This is a genomic window from Vibrio sp. 1562 (assembly GCF_033340155.1).
Lineage (GTDB): Bacteria > Pseudomonadota > Gammaproteobacteria > Enterobacterales > Vibrionaceae > Vibrio > Vibrio alginolyticus.
On record NZ_JAWOVY010000364.1, the window covers coordinates 1 to 693 of the forward strand.

The following is a 693-nucleotide window of genomic DNA, read 5'->3' on the forward strand; positions in this document are numbered from 1 at the left end:
ATTAAAATCCTAAAGCCAAGCGATGCGCGCGTTGAGCCATTTTGTCCGCATTATCATGAATGTGGCGGTTGTGATTTGCAGCACCTCAATTATGACCAACAATTGACGCACAAACAGCAGACGCTGCGTCAGTTAATGCGAAAATTTGCTGGCAGTGACATTGATTTGGATGCGCCAGTATTGGGCGAGTCTTTAGGTTACCGACGTCGTGCTCGCGTGAGTTTGTTTGTCGATAAGAAAACGCGTCAGTTGCACTTCGGCTTCCGCAAAAAGCAAAGCAAGCAAATTGCACAAGTGACGGATTGTCCGGTATTGGCTCCTGAGTTGAATGCGCTATTGCCTGAGATTTATTCGGTGCTAACAGCGTTCAAAAAGCCAGAGCAATTGGGGCATGTAGAACTGGTGTTGGGTGACAACGGGCCTTGTATCACGCTGCGACACTTAAGCAATTTGGCCGATGAAGAAGTCAGTGCATTAGTTGAATTAGCGACACGCCATCAAGCCTCGTTGTATCTGATGCCAGAAACTGACCAACTTAACTTAGTTGCAGGTGAGGTGCCTTTCTATCAAGAAGCGGGCGTAAAAATCCCTTTTGCACCGAACAACTTTATTCAGGTCAACCAAGCGGTGAACCAGAAAATGGTGGAACAGGCGATTGAGTGGTTAGACCCTCAAAGTGACGAACGAGTGTTA

At 47.0% G+C, this 693-nt stretch carries 1 pseudogene; it reads left to right on the plus strand.

The features are described 5' to 3' along the window. Positions 1–693, plus strand: a pseudogene (gene rumA, locus R7Z49_RS25205) (23S rRNA (uracil(1939)-C(5))-methyltransferase RlmD); the annotation flags it as partial.